Source organism: Stenotrophomonas sp. S41 (genome assembly GCF_016624625.1).
Taxonomy (GTDB): domain Bacteria; phylum Pseudomonadota; class Gammaproteobacteria; order Xanthomonadales; family Xanthomonadaceae; genus Stenotrophomonas.
In genome coordinates this window covers 1-17,812 of sequence record NZ_JACVTV010000098.1, presented here as the reverse complement: position 1 = coordinate 17,812, position 17,812 = coordinate 1, and the positions used below count along the sequence as shown (strand labels likewise).

Below are 17,812 nucleotides of genomic sequence, written 5' to 3'. Positions count from 1 at the left end.
ACTTGACTGTTAATCAGGGGGTCGTTGGTTCGAGTCCAACTTCGGGCGCCACCTTTGAAAACCCGCATCGCGAGATGCGGGTTTTTTTTGCGTCGATTGTCAGGCGCTGGAATTCCTGTAGAGCAGCGTCAGTCGAGCATGGCTCGACTCTACAAGGTGAAGCAGTCGAGCATGGCTCGACTCTACAAGGTGAAGCAGCCGGGCATGGGCTTGGCGCTGCCGTTCCGGCAAAAGCAAAGGCCCGGGCAGATGCCCGGGCCTTTGCAGGTGACGCGCCTTCGATTACTTGAAGGTGTACTTGGCGCCGACGGTGAAGTAACGGCCAATCGCACCGCTGAAGTGCAGCGGGTTGTAGTTGACCGCACCGTAGGTGCTGGGGTCGAGCGGAGCGATGCGGTCGAACACGTTCTGCACGGAGGCGTTCAGTTCGAAGGCTTCGGTGATGTTCCAGCGGCCGGACAGGTCGAAGGTGGTGAAGGAGGAGATCTTCTCCACCGGCGAACCGTCTTCATAGAAGGCCAGGTAGTCGCCACCGCGGCGGTCCTTGTTCTCCATGCTGTCGATGTAGTTCACCACACCGCTGACGCTCCACGGACCCTGCTTCCAGGTGGTGCCGAAGTTGATCTTGTCCTGCGGCGTACCGATGCAGTTGGTCACGTCGCAGTTGCCGTGGGTGCCGACGTAATCGACGGTGGTGTCACCCTCGGTACGTTCGAACTTCAGGATGTGGCTCCACTGCAGGTCCATTTCCAGCTGGCCGGCGCCGAAGTCGAAGGTCTGGCGCACGTCGGTGTCGATACCGCGGACACGCGAGGAGTTGGCGTTCACGTACGCGGTGTTGACCGCCAGGATCGTGCCGCTGTTGGCCACGCCACCGATGTTGTTGGAATCGCGCAGGACGTTGCCGGCGGCGATCGCATCGGCGGTGCTGCCCTGTGCGATTTCGTTGGTGCGCTTGATTTCCCAGGCGTCAACGGTCAGCGAGGTGGTGGAGGTCGGCTGCAGCACGATACCCACCGAGTAGCTCTTGGACTCTTCCGGCTTCAGGTCCTTGTTCGGGCGGGTGATGATCGCCACCGAGCGCGCGGTGCACTCGTTGGCCGGATCGATGGCGCAGCGCACCGGATCGCGGGCGTTGGAGAAGGCGGCCAGGCCACCGTCACCGTTCTCGGCCGGGTTCGGCGCGCGGAAGCCTTCGGCGTAGCTGGCGCGCAGGGCGATCCAGTCGGCCGGGGTCCACTTCACGCCCAGCTTCGGCGTGGCCTTGCCTTCACCGCTCTCGTACTTGTCGTAACGCACGGCGCCCGACAGTTCCAACGATTCCAGCACCGGTGCGGACAGTTCGGCGTAGCCGGCGTACACGTTCTGGGTGCCGTCATAGGCCGAGTAGCCCAGGCCGATGATCTGGCCGACGTCGGTGAAGGTCTGCGGGGTCAGGCTGTTGCTGGTCTTGCGCCACTCGGTACCGAAGGCCAGGCCCAGCGGGCCGCCCTTCAGGTCCATCAGGCTGCGCGAGATGGTGAAGTCGAACATGTCCAGGCTGGACTTGGCGCGGGCGCTGATGGTCGGGCTGATCGCGTCGTAGACCGACTGCGGGGTCAGCGACGCGTTGTCACCGATGCGCCAGGTGCCATACGGACAGGCCGGGTTGCCCAGCACGCAGCGCACGGCGTCATAGTTCAGGAAGCCGGTGCGCTTGTTGACCAGGTCGGTGCCCGAGTGCAGGTAGGCGGTGTCGTAGCTCCACTCACCCCAGTTGCCCTTGACGCCCACCAGGAAGCGGTTGAACTCGTTGGTGTTGTTGGTCACGCGCGGGCCGACGTCCCAGGCGCTGTAGCGCAGGCGCGCAGCGTAGGGCAGCGGATTGTCCGGGTGGCCGGCGTAGAGCATGGTCGCACCGGCGCCGCTGTTGGCGTTGACCGGGCCGCCCGGGTAACCCCAGCCGCCGGACACGCCGGACGGCGTATTGCTGAAGATGGTTTCCTTCTTCGAGTAGCCGATCTCGGTGTAGACCTCGCCGCCTTCACCGAAGGCGAAGCTGGCACGGCCGAACACGTTGACGTACTTCTCTTCCGGGGTCAGGTCACGGTACAGCTGTGCCGGATCCCACAGGCAGCCCTGTGCCTGGGCGGTGGCATCGGTCTGGCCCGGAATCGTGGTCACGCCCGCGCACCCCGGCAGCGCAACCAGCTGGCCGGCGTTGTTGAACACCGAGCCGTTCGGGCCGGTGCCGCCGGCAGTGCCGCCGGACAGGTAGGCGCCACCGAGGAACTGCGCGTCAGCGGCGTCATAGCCCCAGCGACGGATATCGCCGGTGCCGATCCACTTGCGGTTCTTGCGGTCGCTGATCTGGATGCTGTCGGTCTTGCCGACGTCCAGGCTGAAGAACGCGTTCCAGCCGTCGCTGGCGAGGTCGCCGGTACCGGCGGTCAGGGTGGCCTTCTTGGCATCACCGTCGCCATCGCCGGACACGCCGTACGAACCGCGCAGGATCGCGCCCTGGAAGTCGCTGCGCAGGATGATGTTGACCACGCCAGCGATCGCATCGGAACCGTAGATGGCCGACGCGCCGTCCTTCAGCACTTCCACGCGCTCGACGGCGTCAAGCGGGATGGTGCTGAGGTCGGTGAACACCTTCTGGCCGTCATCGGCCAGGCCGTAGGTCGCCATGCGGCGGCCGTTCAACAGCACCAGCGTCGAGCCAGCACCGAGGCCGCGCAGCGAAATGCCCGCGCCGCCACCGGCGAAGCCGTTGCCGAAGGTCTTGGGAATGGAGCCGGCGCCATCGGCGGTGAGCGTCTGCAGGTACTCGGCGACCGTGGTCTTGCCGGTGCGGTCGATTTCCTGGCGGGTCACCACCTGCACCGGAGACGGGGTCTCGGTGTTGGTGCGCGGGATGTTGGAACCGGTGACCGTGATGCGGTCAAGGTTGGTGGCCTGTTCCTGTGCGAAGGCAGAGGAGGAGACCGCGGCGCCGGCCAGCAGCAGAGTGCCGCCAGCGAGGATATGGGTGATGGAAGTTGCCAGGTGGTTTTGGCGGCGGCTGGCGGGCCGTTGGATCGGGTGTTTCACAGCTTCTCTCCTGACTGGAAAACTCGAGCATTGAGGGCGTCATCCGGTGTGTACCGGGACGCGTCAATCTAGGTTTCTGGCAGGTGACGAAGCTGTGAAGTTTTACTGAATTCGTAACGATCTTTCGACCAAAGCGAAATGTTTTGGCGCGAACGGCTCTTGACGGGGGACAAACGGGGAAAAGGGGCGGCCCGGCATGGCGCCGGACCGCCGGGGGCTTCAGTCGGGCAGGGAGAACTGCACCGGCACCATGCCGATGGCCGGCACGGCCACACCGTCACGCTCGGCCGGGACGAACCGCCACTGGCGGAGCACCTGCTGGCGGGCGGCCTGGTCCAGGCTGCGCGAGCCGCTGCTGCGCTCGATGCTGACGTTCACCGGCTTGCCGCTGGTATCCACCTCGACCCGCAGCAGGACGGTGCCCTGTTCGTGGTTGCGCAGCGCCGGGACCGGATAGGCCGGCGGCGGCGCGCTGCGGTACTGCAGCTGCACCCCGGCCATCGGCGTGGACGGCGCCAGGCTTGGTGCTGCCTGCACGGGGGCCGGTTCGGCTGCGGGCAGGATGATGCCCTGGGCTTCTTCCAGCGTTGCGGTCGGGGCCGGCAGCGGCGGGACCACGGTCGGCGCGGCCTGCGGCTTGGGCACAACCTTGGCGACTTCCTGCTTCGGCTCCACCGGCAACGGCTCGGGCGGCTTTGGCTGCTCCTTGGGGATCAACCTGACCTCGGTGGTGTCGCGGGGCAGGGCGGTGATGGCCTGGTAGGTTGCCGGGATCAGCAGCAACAGGAAGGCCAGCAGGTGCAGGGCGATGGCCGCGCTCCAGGCGGCGACGCGGGCGGGATCGAACTGCAGCGGTACAACGGGATACGTACGAACCATGGTCCACCTCCATGCCAGTGACGAAGTCCTCAACGCACCAGGGCCGCCATCGGGGTTGCCGCACGCGGCTGGCAGTCAATCATTAGCGCCGCCCCCCGGCCACTGCCTAGAGGCAGGGGCGACGCCGTTGGGCTGGGCTTCATGAACCGGTAGCGCCGGGCCATGCCCGGCGGAAGAGGCCGCGCCGCTGCGCTCGCGGGGCATGGCCCCGCGCTACCCGTCAGCGCCCCAGTTCGAACACCACGTCCAGGTTCACCGACACGGTCGATTCACCCGGCGCCACCGGGGTGGCCTTGTCCATCGCCGCACCGGCGGCCATGGCCCGCATCATCGGCATCGGGCGGAAGCCGCCATTGCTGTTCTCGGAGATGCTGACGATGCGGCGCACCTGCAGGCCCAGCGACTTCGCATAGGTCTGGGCGCGGGCCTGGGCCTTCTTCAGCGCGGCCAGGCGGGCTTCGTCATAGACCGGCTCGGGCTGGTCGATCTCGAACTGCGGGCCGTTGATCTGGTTGGCGCCCTGCGCGGCCAGGGCGTCGAGCACCTTGCCCAGCTTGGCGATGTCGCGCACCTTCAGGCTGACGGTGTTGCTGGCCTGGTAGCCGGTGATCTTCGGCGCCTCGTTGTCGGCGTAGCGGTACTGCGGGTTGAGGCTGACGCCGCTGGTCTGCACGTCGCGCTCGGCGATGCCGGCGGCCTTGATCGCGGCCAGCACCTTGTCCATCTGCTGGGCGTTCTCGCGCATGGCGCTGTTGCCGTCTGCGGCCTGGGTGACGACACCGGCCGACAGGGTGGCCACGTCCGGCACGCGGGTGGCTTCGGCATTCGCCGAGATGTTCAGCAGGGTGCCTTCGGCCGGGGCGGCGATCGACGGCGACGACGGGGCGGCGTGGGCGGTCATCGAGGCTCCAAGAGCGAGGGACAGGGCAAGCAGCAGCGGGGTGGCGGTGCGGCGCATGGGATCTCCTTGTTGTGGCGGTGAGGGTGGTGTCGTAGCGATGAACGCGCTGTGAGTCCGTTCGGGGTTGGACGCGCATCGGGCGGGGTTGCCGACGATTCAGGCAGTGCCCTCAGGTTATGCTGTGCCGATGCTCTATCTTGCTTCCCGCTCCCCCCGACGCAACCAGCTGCTGGCCCGACTCGGACGCCCCTTCCAGGCCCTCGACCTGGAGGTGCCCGAGGTGCGTGCGGCTGCCGAAAGTGCCGAAGCCTATGTATGCCGCGTCGCGGCCGACAAGGCGCGCGCCGGCCTCGCCGCGGTGCTGGCCACGGACCCGCAGGCGCGGGTGCTGGGCTCGGACACCGAGGTCGTGCTGGACGGCGAGGTGTTCGGCAAGCCGGCCGATGCGGCCGACGCGCGGGCGATGCTGGCGCGGCTGGCCGGGCGCACCCACCAGGTGATGACCGCCGTGGTGGTGGTGGGCGCTGGCGGGCTGGACAGCGAGCTGGTCGTCTCCGAGGTCACCTTCGCCCCGATCAGCGCGGCGGACATCGCCGCCTACGTGGCCACCGGCGAGCCGCTGGACAAGGCCGGCGCCTACGCCATCCAGGGCGGGGCCGAGCGCTGGATCGAACACCTTTCCGGCAGCTACTCCGGCGTGATGGGGTTGCCGCTGCTTCATACCGATCGTCTGCTGGCGCGCTGCGGCGTGCCGGCCCCCATTGCCGATGCCGCCAGGGAGGCTGCCGATGTCTGAGGAAATCCTGGTCAATGTGACCCCGCGCGAGACCCGGGTCGCGGTGATCGAAAACGGCATGCTGCAGGAGCTGCACATCGAACGCGGCTGGCGCCGCGGCGTGGTCGGCAACATCTACAAGGGCAAGGTGCAGCGGGTGATGCCCGGCATGCAGGCGGCCTTCGTCGAGGTCGGCCTGGAGCGCGCGGCGTTCCTGCATGCCAACGACGTGATCCGGCCGGCCCCGGTGGCCAGCGCCGATACCGAGAACACCACCCTGCCGCCGCCGTCCAGCGTGCCCATCGTCGAGCTGCTGCGCGACGGCCAGGACATCGTGGTGCAGGTGGTGAAGGACCCGATCGGCACCAAGGGCGCGCGCCTGACCACGCAGATCAGCATTCCCTCGCGCTACATGGTGCTGCTGCCGCAGTCCAAGGTGGTGGGCGTGTCGGCGCGCATCGAGGATGAAGGCGAGCGTGCACGGCTGAAGGCGCTGGTGACCGAACTGTCGGCCCAGCACGGCGGCTACGGCTACATCGTGCGCACCAATGCCGAAGGCCAGCCGGCCGAAGCCATCGCCGAGGACGTGGCCTACCTGTCGCGCGTCTGGAACGTGGTCGAGCGCCGCGGCCGCGAGGCGCCCTCGTGCAGCAACATCTATGAAGACCTGAGCCTGCCGCTGCGTTCGGTGCGCGACCTGATCCGCAAGGACGTGGACAAGGTGAAGGTCGATTCGAAGGAGACCTTCGCCCAGCTGCAGGCCTTCGTGGCCAAGTACATGCCGGTGCTGGCCGAGAAGCTGGAGCTGTATTCGGGTGACCGGCCGATCTTCGACATGTTCGGCGTCGAGGACGAGATCGGTCGCGCGCTGGACAAGCAGGTGCCGCTGAAGTCCGGTGGCTACCTGGTCATCGACCAGACCGAGGCGATGACCACCATCGACGTGAACACCGGTTCGTTCGTCGGCCAGCGCAACCTGGAAGAAACCGTGTTCCGCACCAACCTGGAGGCCGCGCAGGCGGTGGCCAGGCAGCTGCGGCTGCGCAACCTCGGCGGCATCATCATCATCGATTTCATCGACATGGATGATCCCGAGCACCGCCGCCAGGTGCTGCGCACGCTTGAGAAAGCCCTGGCCCGCGACCACGCCAAGACCACGGTGTACGACTTCTCGCCGCTGGGCCTGGTCGAGATGACCCGCAAGCGCACGGTGGAAAGCCTGGAGCGGCAGCTGTCCGAAACCTGCCCGCAGTGCAGCGGGCGTGGCTCGATCAAGACCACCGAGACGGTGACCTACGAGATCTTCCGCGAGATCACCCGCGCCGTGCGCCAGTTCGAGGCGGCGCGCCTGCTGGTGATCGCCTCGACCAAGGTCGTGGCGCGCATCACCGACGAGGAATCGGCGGCGGTGGCCGAGCTGGAGGAATTCCTCGGCAAGAGCATCCGCTTCCAGGCCGATGAGCAGTACCTGCAGGAGCAGTTCGATGTCGTTCTGCTCTGAGCCGCGCGGACCGGGCGCCGGTCGGGGCCGATGAGCGCGCCGCCGCGCCTGCGACTGCGAAGGATCCGCCGTCATTTCGTTGCTGCCTGCGCGGTCGGCCTGGTCGTGCTTGCGCTGCTGGTGGGTACGCTCAGCCAGCTGCTGCCGCTGGCCGAGCGTCACCCCCAGGCGATCGCCGCGTGGCTGAGTGAGCGCGCCGGGCAACCGGTGCATTTTGAACAACTGGACACCGCCTGGACCCGGCGCGGCCCGCTGCTGCAGCTCAAGGGCCTGCGCATCGGCGCGGGGCAGGGCCTGGCGATCGGCGAGGCCGAGGTGCTGGTGTCGATGTACAGCGGCCTGCTGCCGGGCCGTTCGCTGACCGAGCTGCGCCTGCGCGGCCTGGCCCTGGACCTGCAGCAGGGCAGTGATGGCCGCTGGTCGGTACGTGGCCTGCCGCAGTCCAGCAGCGGCGGTGATCCGCTGGATGCGCTGCGCCGGCTGGGCGAACTGCAGGTGATCGGCGGCCGCCTCGGCGTGCATGCGCCCGGCCTCGGCGTGGATGCCACGCTGCCGCGCATCGACCTGCGCCTGCGCGTGGATGGCGACCGCCTGCGGGTGGGCGTGCGCGCCTGGGCACAGACCGACGCGCTGCCGCTGACCGCGGTGCTGGACCTGGACCGCCGCCACGGCAACGGCCAGGCATGGCTGGGCGCGGATCCCGTCGATTTCAACGCCTGGTCGCCGTTGCTGGCGGCCGGCGGCCTGCGCCTGCGCGAAGGCAAGGGCGAACTCAACCTGTGGCTGGTCCTGCGCGATTTCGCGCCGGTGGCCCTGACCACCGATTCGGACCTGCGCGAGGTCCGCGTCGACGGCGCGCCGCTGCAGGGACTGACCACGCCGGGCCTGCAGCTGCAGCGCGTGCAGGCGCGCCTGCGCTGGCAGCGCCAGGGCGATGGCTGGGCGCTGCAGGTGCCGCGCCTGCGCCTGCAGAGCGGGCCGGACGAACAACAGCTCGATGGCCTGCAGGTACAGGTGGGCAGGCAGCTGCGGATCAGCAGCGGGCAGGTGCAGGCGGGTACCGCGCTGCGCGCGCTGGCCCTGAGCGACCGCCTGGAGCCGGGCCTGCGCCGCTGGCTGTACCTGTCCAAGCCGCAGCTGGACGTGCAGTCGCTGCAGCTGCAGGGCGAGCGCGACGGCCCGTTGTGGGCGCAGGGCGAACTGCAGGCGCTGGGCTTTGCCAGCGTCGGCGATGCCCCCGGCGTGCGTGGCCTGGGCGGCCGTTTCGAAGGCGATGCCGATGGCTTCAGCCTGCAGCTGAAGCCGCAGCAGGAGCTGCAGTTCGACTGGCCGACCGGTTTCGGCGAGCGCCACGACCTGCACCTGGCCGGGCAGATCGTCGGCTGGCGTGACGAAGCCGGTGGCTGGCGCATCGGCACCCCGGCGATGCGCGTGGAAGGCACCAACTATGCGGCCGACGTGCGTGGCGGCGTCTGGTTCCAGGGCGACGGCACGCGCCCGTGGCTGCAGCTGGCGGCCAAGCTGGACGACGTGCCGATGACCGCCGCCAAGCGGTTCTGGATCCATTCGAAGATGAGCAAGGGCGCCACCGACTGGCTGGATGCGGCCTTGGTGGGTGGCCAGGTGCGCGGCGGCATCGGCCTGGTCAGCGGCGACCTCGACGATTGGCCGTTCGACAACAACGATGGCCGCTTCGAGGCCACCGGCCACATCAGCAACGGCGACATCCGCTTCCAGCACGACTGGCCGCTGATGGGCCAGGTCGACGCCGATATCGCCTTCATCGGGCCGGGCTTCCACATGCAGGGCCGCGGTGACCTCGCTGGCGTGGCGGTGCAGAAGTTCGAGGCCGGCATCGAAGATTTCGGCCATGCGCCGCTGTACGTGCGTGCCGACAGCCAGAGCGAGGCGGGGCGCCTGTTGGCGATGCTGCGGCAGAGTGGCCTGCACAAGGACTACGGCGACACCCTCGACAACCTGGTCGCCAGCGGCCCGGCCAACGTGCACTTCGACCTGCTGCAGCCGCTGCACCACGATGAAGGCGGCGGGCACCTGCAGGGCACGGTGGACCTGGCCGGTGTGAAGCTGGTGGACAAGCGCTTCGATCTGGAATTCGACGCCATGCAGGGCCAGGCCCGCTACGGCAGCGGTGGCTTCGCCGCCGAGGAGCTGGCCGTGCGCCACCTCGGCCAGGACGGTCGCCTGAGCCTGCGTGCCGGTGGCTATGTGCGCAATCCGGCGCTGGCCTTTGAATCGGAACTGGCCGCACACCTGGATGCCAAGGTGCTGATCGACCGTGCGCCGGAAATGGCCTGGCTGAAACCCTATCTGGAGGGCACCTCGGCCTGGACCGTCGCCGTCAACCTGCCCAAGGTGGCGCCCGGTGCGCCGGCCCCGCCCAGCGAGCTGCGCCTGCATTCGGACCTGGTCGGCACCCGCCTGGACCTGCCGGCGCCGCTGGACAAGCCGGCCGCTGATGCGCTGGCGACCACCGTGTCGGCACAGCTGCCGATGGGCGATGGCCGCATCGACGTAGCGTTCGGCCAGCGCCTGGCCCTGGCCGCGCGCACCCACAACAGCCAGACCGGCGTGCAGGTCACGATGGGCAGCGACCGCGTGGACCGCGACCCGCCGCCCAGCGGGCTGGCCATCAACGGCCGCAGCCCGACCCTGGATGCGCTGGAGTGGATCGGCCTGGCCCGTGGCGCCGGTGGCGATGGCGACCCCATGCCGCTGCGCGCGGTGGACGTGCAGGTCGGCAGGCTGATGCTGATCGGCGGCATCTTCGAACAGACGCGGCTGCAGCTGCGGCCGGGCGCGCAGGCGCTGGACGTGCGCCTGGACGGCCCTTCGCTGGCCGGCCACCTGAGCGTGCCCAATGCCGATGGCGGCACCATCAGCGGCCAGCTCGACCGCGTGCACTGGCAGGCGCCGCCGGCCGCGCCGGGGGCTGACACCGCAGTGGCGGCGTCGCGTCCGCAGACCGGTGCCGATGACATGGATCCGGCCAAGCTGCCGCCGTTCGCCCTGGACATCGCCGACCTGAAATTCGGCAAGGTGATGCTGGGCCAGGCGGTGCTGCGCACGCGCCCGCTGGGCAACGGGCTGAGCGTGGACGAGCTGCGCTTCCGCGCCCCGGAGCAGGAGATCGACATCACCGGCCGCTGGCTGGGCAAGGGCGCCGGCGCGCGCACCGAACTGACCGCGAAGGTGCGCAGTGAAGATCTGGGCGGGCTGATGCAGAACCTGGACTACGCCGGCCAGCTGCGCGGTGGTTCCGGCCAGGCGCAGCTGCAGGCGGCCTGGGCGGGCGGGCCGTCGGATTTCCAGCTGGGCAACCTGCAGGGCACGCTCGACATCGATGCGCGCAACGGCCAGCTGCTGGAACTGGATCCCGGCGCGGGCCGCGTGCTCGGCCTGCTCAGCGTGGCCCAGCTGCCGCGTCGCCTGATGTTCGATTTCCGCGATTTCTTCTCCAAGGGCTTCGCCTTCAACCACATCGAAGGCGGCATGCAGTTCGCCGACGGCATGGCGCGCACCGACAAGGTGCTGATCGAAGGCCCGGCCGCCAACATCACCATCCGTGGCCAGACCGACCTGCGCCAGCAGCAGTTCGACCAGACCATCGACGTCAACCCGCGCGCGGGCAACCTGCTGACCGTGGTCGGCGCGGTGGCCGGTGGGCCGGTGGGCGCGGCGCTGGGTGCGGCCACCAATGCGGTATTGTCCAAGCCACTCGGCGAGATCGGCGCCCGTACCTACCGGGTGACCGGCCCCTGGAAGGAGCCGAAGGTGGAGGTGATCGAGCGCAGCCGTGACCGGACCCCGGCCCCGCCGCGCGCGCCTGCACCGGCTCCGTCCGTGCCGCCGACCGTCACCGACCAGCCGCGCCCGCGTTGAGCGTCGCGGCCCCTGTTCATCCGGCGGCCTTGCCTGGCCGCCTCCAGACCCCCAGATCGAGACCATGACTGATAACGCACTGACGCTTGCCCAGGACCGCCTGCTGCGCCCCGGCGGCCTGGATACCGCCGGCCTGGAGCGCACCTTCGGCCAGCTGCTCGGCCCCGGCGTGGACTTCGGCGACCTGTATTTCCAGCATGCCCGGCGTGAAAGCTGGAGCGTGGAAGACGGCATCGTCAAGGATGGCGCCCACTCCATCGAGCAGGGCGTGGGCGTGCGCGCCATCGCCGGCGAGAAGACCGGCTTCGCCTATTCCGATGACATCCATGCCGACGCGCTGCTGACCGCCGCGCAGTCGGCCCGCGCGATCTCGCGCGAAGGCGGCGCCCAGGCCGGGCGTTCGCTGCTGCGCGGCAATGCGCGCGCGCTGTACCCGACCCTGGACCCGATCGACAGCCTGGGCAACGAGGCCAAGGTCGAGGTGCTCAAGCGCCTGGACGGCTATCTGCGTGCCGCCGACCCGCGGGTGAAGCAGGTGATGGTGAGCCTGTCCGGTGGCGTCGACACCGTGCTGGTGGCCCGCACCGACGGCGTGCTGGGTGCCGACGTGCGCCCGCTGGTGCGGCTGAACGTGCAGGTGATCGTCGAGCAGAACGGCCGCCGTGAATCGGGCTATGCCGGCGGCGGTGGCCGCTATGGCTATGCCGAACTGTTCGCCGATGGCCGCCCCGAAGCCTTCGCCCGCGAGGCCCTGCGCCAGGCGCTGGTGAACCTCGAAGCCGTACCGGCCCCGGCCGGCGTGATGCCGGTGGTGCTCGGCCCGGGCTGGCCCGGCGTGCTGCTGCATGAAGCCGTGGGCCACGGCCTGGAAGGTGACTTCAACCGCAAGGGCACCAGTGTCTACGCCGGCCGCATCGGCGAACGCGTGGCCGCCCCGGGCGTGACCATCGTCGATGACGGCACCCTGGACGGGCGCCGCGGCTCGCTCAACATTGATGACGAGGGCCACCCGAGCCAGTGCACCACGCTGATCGAGGACGGCATCCTGGTCGGCTACATGCAGGACAGCCTCAATGCGCGCCTGATGGGCGTGGCGCCGACCGGCAACGGCCGTCGCGAGTCGTTCGCGCACCTGACCATGCCGCGCATGACCAACACCTACATGCGTGCCGGCGAGCACGATCCGCAGGAAATGATCCGCTCGGTGAAGAAGGGCCTGTATGCGGTCAACTTCGGTGGTGGCCAGGTCGACATCACCAGCGGCAAGTACGTGTTCTCGGCCACCGAGGCCTACCTGATCGAGGATGGCCGGATCACCGCACCGGTGAAGGGCGCGACCCTGATCGGCAACGGCCCGGAAACCATGCAGAAGGTGCGCATGGTCGGCAACGACCTGGCCCTGGACGAGGGCGTCGGCATCTGCGGCAAGGATGGCCAGAGCGTGCCGGTGGGCGTGGGCCAGCCCTCGCTGCTGATCGAAGGCATCACCGTCGGCGGTACCCAGGCCTGAGCCGGGCGATGGCCAGCGCCACCGCCCGGGCCGGCGGGGACTCAGTCCTCGTCGGCTTCGTCGGTCTCGACGTCGTCGGCCTCATCGGCCGCGGCCTTCAGGCCCAGCGCCGCCGGCAGCATCAGCGTGCGCAGCACCTGGAAGATCTCGCGGTAGGCGCGCGGCGGCTTGTTCTTGGCCTTTTCGGCCTGGGCGTTGCGCACCAGCGTACGCAGCTGCTGGCGGTCGGCCTGCGGGTACTCGTCGAGAAGGGCACCCAGCGCCTTGTCGCCGTCGGCCAGCAGGCGCTCGCGCCAGTCCTCGGCGCGGTGCATCATCGCCACTTCGCGGCGGCCGGTTTCGCTGTTGGCGTCCAACGCATCGCGGATCGCGTCCAGCGTGGCGTCTTCCTCGCGGCGCATGTGCTTGGCCAGGAACGCCAGCTGGCGCTTGTGGGCGATGTGGGCGGTGATCCGCTTGCACTCGGCGATATGCGGCAGCAGGTCTTCCGGCACCGGCAGGCGCGCCAGCTGGGCCGGGGTCAGCGACACCAGCTTCTCGCCCAAGGCCAGGACATCGAGCGCGTCGCGCCGGTTCTGGCTGCGGCTCTTGTCGTGGAATTCACCGGTTTCTTCGTCGCGTCCGCGCATCGTCCATACCTGATTTCAAAAAAAGTCGCCCGGCGTGATGCCGGGCCCAACCCGCACAGGATAAAGCATTGAACGTGATCGCCCCTGAAGTGGCCGTCGGCGACGACAGCCCGGCCCGTCTGGAACGCTTGGCCGACCTTTCCCAGCAGCTGCTGGAGCGCGCCCGCGCGCTGGGCGCCAGCCAGGCCGAAGTGAGCTGCAGCGAAGACCGCGGGATGGAAGTGAACGTCCGTCTCGGCGAGGTCGAGACCGTGCAGTCCACCCGCGACCGCGGCATCGCCGTGACCGTCTACTTCGGCCAGCGCAAGGGCAGCGCCAGCACTGCCGACCTGAACGAGGCGAGCCTGGCGGCCACCGTCGAGCAGGCCTGCGCGATCGCCCGCCACACCGAGGACGACCCGGCTGCCGGCCTGGCCGACGCGGCGCTGATGGCCCGCGACTTCCCCGACCTGGACAGCTGGCACCCCTGGGCGCTGCAGGCCGACGAGGCGGTGGACCTGGCCCTGGCCTGCGAAGCGGCCGGCCGCGAGGCCGACCCGCAGATCAGCAATTCCGACGGCGCCTCGGTGTCGAGCATGCAGAGCGTCTCGGTCTACGCCAATTCGCACGGCTTCATCGGCCGTGAGCGCGGCACCCACCATTCGGTGGGCTGCGCCCTGATCGCCGGCAGCGGCGATGGCATGCAGCGCGACGGCTGGTACACCGGCGGCCTGGCCCGCGAGGACCTGGAGGCGGCCGACCACGTGGGCCGCCGCGCCGCCGAGCGCACCGTTTCCCGCCTGCAGCCGCGTTCGTTGCCGACCGGCAGCATGCCGGTGCTGTTCGCCCCGGAAGTGGCGCGCAGCCTGGTCGGCCATCTGCTGTCGGCGGTGTCCGGCGGTGCCCTGTACCGCCAGGCCAGCTTCCTGCTGGACAGCGTCGGCCAGCAGCTGTTCCCGGACTGGATGCAGATCGAGGAGCTGCCGCACCTGCGCCGCGGCCTGCGCTCGGCGGCCTTCGACGGCGACGGCGTGGTAACCCGGGCCTCGGCCCTGGTCCGCGACGGCGTGCTGCAGCGCTACGTGCTGGGCAGCTATTCGGCGCGCAAGCTGGGCCTGCAGACCACCGCCAATGCCGGCGGCGTGCACAACCTGCAGCTGGCGGCCAACGCCGGTTCGCTGCAGGACATCGCCCGGCAGATGGGCCAGGGCCTGCTGGTGACCGAGCTGATGGGGCAGGGCGTGAACGGGGTGACCGGCGATTATTCGCGGGGCGCCGGCGGCTTCAAGGTCGAGAACGGCGAGATCCAGTACCCGGTCGACGGCATCACCATCGCCGGCAACCTGCGGGAGATGTTTGCCGCCATCGAAGCGGTCGGCAGCGACGTCGACCCGCGCTCGCACATCCGCACCGGCTCGATCCTGGTCGGGCGGATGACCGTCGCCGGTAATGATTGATGCCATTGATGGCGTAAGCTATGCGCGCCTGACGCGACCGGCGTGCTGCCGGGCGGTCAAGACCACCCAAAAACAAGGAGTTTTGTCGTGAGCGATTTCGAAAACGTGCCGGCCGCCTCGAGCGTGCCGAGCGACCAGCGCACCATGGCGCTGGCAGCGCACCTGCTGGGCATCTTCACCGGTTTCATCGGTGCCCTGATCATCTGGCTCATCAACAAGGATGACGCCGGCAAGGGCTTCGTCACCGACCAGTCCAAGGAAGCGCTGAACTTCCAGATCACCGTCGCCATCGCGGTGCTGGTCTGCGTGATCCTCAGCTTCGTCATCATCGGCGCCATCCTGATGCCGATCGTGTACGTGGCCAACCTGGTCCTGTGCATCATCGCTGCAGTGAAGTCCAACAACGGCGAAACCTACCGTTACCCGTTCACCCTGCGCCTGATCAAATAAGCGGCAACGATCAACGACGCAGAAAGAAGCGCCCGGCAATGCCGGGCGTTTCCATTTGGGGCGCGTACGGTAGCGCCGGGCCATGCCCGGCGAGCGCGACGCGCGGCTGCGTCAGCGCATTCGCTCAGTGATCGCGTTCCACCGCCAGCGTCGCCAGCGCACGCAGTGCGTCGGCCTCTTCGCCATGGCCGGCCAGCACCGACTGCATGCGCGCTGCCAGTTCACGCAGGTGCGCCTTGGCACCGTCCATGCCCAGCAGAGCCGGGAAGGTGCTCTTGTCCTGCGCCTGGTCCTTGCCGGCGGTCTTGCCCAGCTGCTCGGAACTGGCTTCGACATCGAGGATGTCATCGCGCACCTGGAAGGCCAGGCCGAGCGCATCGGCGAAGTCATCCAGCTGGGCCAGCCGTGCCTCGGGGGCGTGGCCACACAGCGCACCCATGCGCACCGCGGCGCGGATCAATGCGCCGGTCTTCAGCGCGTGCATGCGGGTGAGTGCGGCCAGCGACTGCTGCTGGCCGGTGGCATCGATATCCAGCGCCTGGCCGCCGCACATGCCGGATGCACCGGAGGCGTGGGCCAGGGTCTGCAGGCAGGCCACGCGCAGGGCGGCCGGCAGCGGCGCATCGGCCAGCAGGCCGAACGCACGGGTCTGCAGGGCATCGCCGGCGAGGATCGCAGTGGCCTCGTCGTAGGCGATATGGGTGGTGGGCTTGCCGCGGCGCAGGGCGTCGTCGTCCATCGCCGGCAGGTCGTCATGCACCAGCGAATAGGCGTGGATCATCTCCACCGCCATGGCGGCGGCATCGAGCTGGTCCAGCGGCGCGCCGAACAGCTGGCCGCTGGCATACACCAGCAGCGGGCGCATGCGCTTGCCACCGCCCAGCACCGAATAGCGCATTGCCTGGTGCAGGCGTTGCGGCGCATCGGCTGGCGAGGGCAGGGCGGCGTCGAGCTGGCTTTCGATACGGTCGCGCCAGCGGGCGAACTGCGCTTCAGCCGTCATGGCTGGGCGGGTCGAAGGGTTCTGCGGTTTCGGGCTGGGCGGGATCGCTGAGCAGGCGCACGCGCAGTTCGGCCTGCTCCAGCGCCTGCTGGCACTGGCGGTACAGACCGACGCCACGTTCGTAAGCACTGAGCGAAGCTTCCAGGCTCAGCTCGCCGGTTTCCATCTGCTCCACCAGTTGTTCCAGCGATTCGAGCGAGTGCTCGAACTGGGCAACGGGGGAGGCGTTTTCGGGGGACTTCTTGGCCATGCGACAAGTGTGGACGGCTGCCGCGCGGGGGTCAATTCACCAGCCGCCCGGTCGCCACTGCAACTGCGCATCGTGGTCCTGCAGCCAGGCCTGCAGCGACGCGGAAACGACCACGTCCGCGGCCGCCAGCAGCTGCCCGCCGTCGAACAGCAGCGGCAGCTGCGCACGCCGCCATGGCGCCAGGTGCTCGCGCTGCAGGCAGTCCTTCAACGCGTGTGAATGGGTGCGCCCGGGCAGCGCGATGCGTTCGCCACCCTGCCGCGCACGCACCTGCAGGGGCCGGTCGAAGGCTGCGCCACCGAGCAGGCGCAGCTGTCCGCCATCGGGCAGCGGCAGCGGCGCACGGCCATCCCACGCGGCCTGCCAGTCCGCGGGCAGGGCGGGCAGGTGTGCCGGAAGCAGGTAGGCGTGGCCACGCCATTGCTGGATGGCGTGATCCTGCCAGCGCACCTGCGCCTGGCGATCGCTGGATGCTTCCAGCAGTTCCTGCTGCAGTTGCCGCAGCACCGTGGCCGGCAGCGGTGCGGCGCCATGCGCGCGCACCCAGGCACGCAGCACGCGTGCACCGCGCGCGGGCGACACCTGACGCAGCAGTTCCAGCGACAGCACGCGGGGCGCCACTTCGAGATGGGCGATCAGTTCGGCATCTTCCTCGTCCAGCAACGCGCGGGTCTGCGCGCAGTGGTCGGCGCTGCCGGCCAGTGCCGCGGCCGCGTGCGGCCAGCGCTGGCGCAGCAGCGGCATCACGTGCAGGCGCAGGAAGTTGCGGTCGGCATCGTCGCGTGCGTTGCTGGGGTCTTCGATCCAGCGCAGGGCATGCGTCTGCGCGTAGTCGCGCAGCGCGTCGCGTGCGGTGTGCAGCAGCGGCCGCCACAGGCGATGGTCGTGCAGGGTGCTGTCGACGGCCATCGCCGCCAGGCCATCGATGCCGGAGCTGCGCAGTGCACGCAGTAAAAACGTTTCGGCCTGGTCATCCTGGTGCTGGGCCAGTGCCAGCGATTCGCCGTCGCGCAGTTCAGCGGCGAAGGCCGCGCGTCGCGCCTGACGTGCCGCTGCTTCCAGGCCGAGGCCGGCAGCGGTATCGACCTGCACGCGATGCACGGCGATTTCGATGCCCAACGCATCGCATTGCTGCTGGCAGTGCTGCACCCAGGCATCGGCGCTGGCCTGCAGGCCGTGGTGCACGTGCACGGCGCGCAGTGGCGTGCCGCTGGCGTGGGCGCAGCGTTGCAGCCAGTGCAGCAGCACGGTCGAGTCCAGGCCGCCGCTGTAGGCGACGAGCAGCGGGGTTTCCAGCGCTACCAGAGTGGGAAAGGTACTCACGGCGGGAAGTATAAGGGGGGGGGCTGGCAGGGCTGCGCCCTGCACCTGCCGAAGCCGAAGCCGAAGCCGAAGCCGAAGCCGAAGCCGAAGCCGAAGCAACAGCAACAGCGGGCTATCCGTGGGTTGGCGGGTTGGGTCCGGTTGAGGGGGACGCTGCAAGTACGTCCATGTAAGCTCGGTCGC

General features: G+C 69.1%; 14 protein-coding genes. 7 read left to right on the top strand and 7 right to left on the bottom strand.

The window, feature by feature from the left end; translation table 11 throughout:
- On the top strand, window positions 1–290 hold a 290-nt coding region (locus tag IAE56_RS21170), incomplete at its 5' end, for a hypothetical protein (RefSeq protein ID WP_234456153.1).
- Here the strand turns inward: IAE56_RS21170 and IAE56_RS16985 are convergent.
- From IAE56_RS16985 to IAE56_RS16975, 3 genes are all read right to left on the bottom strand, one after another.
- Window positions 283–3,072 (bottom strand): TonB-dependent receptor, encoded by a 2,790-nt coding sequence (locus IAE56_RS16985; RefSeq protein ID WP_200753323.1) that lies wholly within the window; start codon window positions 3,070–3,072, stop codon window positions 283–285. The genes IAE56_RS21170 and IAE56_RS16985 overlap by 8 nt on opposite strands.
- Window positions 3,073–3,291: 219 nt before the next feature.
- A complete protein-coding gene (locus IAE56_RS16980; protein ID WP_200753322.1) occupies window positions 3,292–3,951 on the bottom strand; it encodes an energy transducer TonB in 660 nt (219 codons plus the stop codon).
- 220 nt (window positions 3,952–4,171) lie between these two features.
- The gene (locus IAE56_RS16975) at window positions 4,172–4,909 is read right to left on the bottom strand and encodes an SIMPL domain-containing protein (protein ID WP_164073578.1); all 738 of its coding nucleotides are present in this window, start codon (window positions 4,907–4,909) and stop codon (window positions 4,172–4,174) included.
- Between the two features lie 130 nt (window positions 4,910–5,039).
- On the opposite strand from IAE56_RS16975, the gene IAE56_RS16970 reads away from it, so the two are divergent.
- From IAE56_RS16970 to tldD, 4 genes are all read left to right on the top strand, one after another.
- Window positions 5,040–5,648 (top strand): Maf family nucleotide pyrophosphatase, encoded by a 609-nt coding sequence (locus IAE56_RS16970; protein ID WP_108769528.1) that lies wholly within the window; start codon window positions 5,040–5,042, stop codon window positions 5,646–5,648.
- The gene (rng, locus tag IAE56_RS16965) at window positions 5,641–7,128 is read left to right on the top strand and encodes a ribonuclease G (protein ID WP_116864711.1); all 1,488 of its coding nucleotides are present in this window, start codon (window positions 5,641–5,643) and stop codon (window positions 7,126–7,128) included. Before IAE56_RS16970 ends, rng begins: the two co-directional genes overlap by 8 nt.
- Before the next feature lie 30 nt (window positions 7,129–7,158).
- Window positions 7,159–11,028, top strand: coding sequence for a YhdP family protein (locus tag IAE56_RS16960; protein ID WP_200753321.1), 3,870 nt, complete (start codon window positions 7,159–7,161; stop codon window positions 11,026–11,028).
- A gap of 64 nt (window positions 11,029–11,092) precedes the next feature.
- Window positions 11,093–12,538: a metalloprotease TldD gene (gene tldD / locus IAE56_RS16955; protein ID WP_200753320.1), complete on the top strand. Its 1,446-nt coding sequence runs from the start codon at window positions 11,093–11,095 to the stop codon at window positions 12,536–12,538.
- Between the two features lie 41 nt (window positions 12,539–12,579).
- Here tldD and yjgA read toward each other — a convergent pair whose 3' ends face one another.
- Complete coding sequence (gene yjgA / locus IAE56_RS16950; RefSeq protein WP_108769524.1) at window positions 12,580–13,167, bottom strand: ribosome biogenesis factor YjgA; 588 nt, start codon at window positions 13,165–13,167, stop codon at window positions 12,580–12,582.
- A gap of 68 nt (window positions 13,168–13,235) precedes the next feature.
- Between yjgA and pmbA the strand changes: the two genes are divergently transcribed.
- Both pmbA and IAE56_RS16940 read left to right on the top strand, forming a co-directional pair.
- A complete protein-coding gene (pmbA, locus tag IAE56_RS16945; protein ID WP_200753319.1) occupies window positions 13,236–14,603 on the top strand; it encodes a metalloprotease PmbA in 1,368 nt (455 codons plus the stop codon).
- A gap of 87 nt (window positions 14,604–14,690) precedes the next feature.
- Entirely contained in the window at window positions 14,691–15,053 is a 363-nt protein-coding gene (locus IAE56_RS16940; RefSeq protein ID WP_108769522.1) for a DUF4870 domain-containing protein, read from the top strand.
- Window positions 15,054–15,177: 124 nt separating this feature from the next.
- Here the strand turns inward: IAE56_RS16940 and IAE56_RS16935 are convergent, their stop codons facing one another.
- From IAE56_RS16935 to tilS, 3 genes are read right to left on the bottom strand one after another with little or no spacing between them, the layout of a single operon-like run.
- The gene (locus tag IAE56_RS16935) at window positions 15,178–16,056 is read right to left on the bottom strand and encodes a farnesyl diphosphate synthase (protein ID WP_108769521.1); all 879 of its coding nucleotides are present in this window, start codon (window positions 16,054–16,056) and stop codon (window positions 15,178–15,180) included.
- Window positions 16,046–16,306, bottom strand: a complete 261-nt coding sequence (locus IAE56_RS16930) for an exodeoxyribonuclease VII small subunit (protein ID WP_164073583.1) — start codon at window positions 16,304–16,306, stop codon at window positions 16,046–16,048. The genes IAE56_RS16935 and IAE56_RS16930 overlap by 11 nt, the downstream gene beginning before the upstream one ends.
- 36 nt (window positions 16,307–16,342) lie before the next feature.
- The gene (tilS, locus tag IAE56_RS16925; protein ID WP_200753318.1) at window positions 16,343–17,629 is read right to left on the bottom strand and encodes a tRNA lysidine(34) synthetase TilS; all 1,287 of its coding nucleotides are present in this window, start codon (window positions 17,627–17,629) and stop codon (window positions 16,343–16,345) included.
- Window positions 17,630–17,812 lie beyond the last annotated feature (183 nt).

Coding starts and splice junctions, on each gene's coding strand:
- IAE56_RS16980 (WP_200753322.1), bottom strand. CDS start 3,951: ATGGTTCGTACGTATCCCGTTGTACCGCTGCAGTTCGATCCCGCCCGC.
- IAE56_RS16975 (WP_164073578.1), bottom strand. CDS start 4,909: ATGCGCCGCACCGCCACCCCGCTGCTGCTTGCCCTGTCCCTCGCTCTT.
- IAE56_RS16970 (WP_108769528.1), top strand. CDS start 5,040: ATGCTCTATCTTGCTTCCCGCTCCCCCCGACGCAACCAGCTGCTGGCC.
- rng (WP_116864711.1), top strand. CDS start 5,641: ATGTCTGAGGAAATCCTGGTCAATGTGACCCCGCGCGAGACCCGGGTC.
- IAE56_RS16960 (WP_200753321.1), top strand. CDS start 7,159: ATGAGCGCGCCGCCGCGCCTGCGACTGCGAAGGATCCGCCGTCATTTC.
- tldD (WP_200753320.1), top strand. CDS start 11,093: ATGACTGATAACGCACTGACGCTTGCCCAGGACCGCCTGCTGCGCCCC.
- yjgA (WP_108769524.1), bottom strand. CDS start 13,167: ATGCGCGGACGCGACGAAGAAACCGGTGAATTCCACGACAAGAGCCGC.
- IAE56_RS16935 (WP_108769521.1), bottom strand. CDS start 16,056: ATGACGGCTGAAGCGCAGTTCGCCCGCTGGCGCGACCGTATCGAAAGC.
- IAE56_RS16930 (WP_164073583.1), bottom strand. CDS start 16,306: ATGGCCAAGAAGTCCCCCGAAAACGCCTCCCCCGTTGCCCAGTTCGAG.